This is a genomic window from Pseudomonas sp. B3G-3, assembly GCF_028640915.1.
Taxonomy (GTDB): Bacteria; Pseudomonadota; Gammaproteobacteria; order Pseudomonadales; family Pseudomonadaceae; genus Aquipseudomonas; species Aquipseudomonas chlororaphis_I.
The window spans coordinates 1-706 of the sequence record NZ_JAQZAB010000019.1 but is presented as its reverse complement, the minus strand read 5'-3'; the positions used below and the strand labels follow the sequence as shown (position 1 = coordinate 706).

Sequence of the window (706 nt, the reverse complement as noted above, 5' to 3'; positions counted from 1 at the left end):
CGTGGTCACCCTGTCCAACGGCCAAACCATCACCATCCCGGTGGGCGAGTCTTCCGGTACTGTGAATTTCACGGCTCCGAACGATGCATTGGCAGGCGGTAGCTCTCTGAGCACCACCATCACCGGTGCGACTGGCGGCAATTACGAAAAACTCGACGTTGACAGCAAACCAGCTGAAACCTCGGTTACCGATACCCCGGACACCACCAACCTGACGCTCAGCGCGACCGATACCGTTGCCGAAGGCGGTTCGATCGTTTACACCGCGACCCTGACCAATGCCGCTGGCACTCCGGTAACCGTGACCCTGTCGAACGGCGCAGTGATCACCATTGCTGCCGGTGCAACCACAGGCTCCGTCACCGTCGCTGCTCCAGCTGATGATGTGTACAAGGATGCCGGCAAGGTTGAAGTCAGCATCAAAGACGCCGTAGGCGGGAACTTCGAGAGCCTGGTGCCGAACACCACGCCGGCCGTCACCGACGTGACCGACACCATCGACACCTCAACCGTTAGCCTGACCGCCACTCCTAGCGTCGCTGAAGGTGGCGTGGTGGTGTACACCGCATCGGTCACCGCTCCAGTCACCGGCTCGCCGGTCGTGGTCACCCTGTCGAATGGCCAGACCATCACCATCCCAGTCGGCGCCAGCAGCGGTACCGTGAATTTCGTAGCGCCTAACGATGCCTTGGCCGGCGGCAGCTCT

Annotated in this window: 1 protein-coding gene; it reads left to right on the top strand. The window is 61.5% G+C overall.

Annotated features, from left to right (window positions below; all coding sequences use genetic code 11):
* Positions 1-706, top strand: a 706-nt coding sequence (locus tag PVZ80_RS00200; RefSeq protein ID WP_273863277.1) for an immunoglobulin-like domain-containing protein, incomplete at both ends; no start/stop codon positions are given.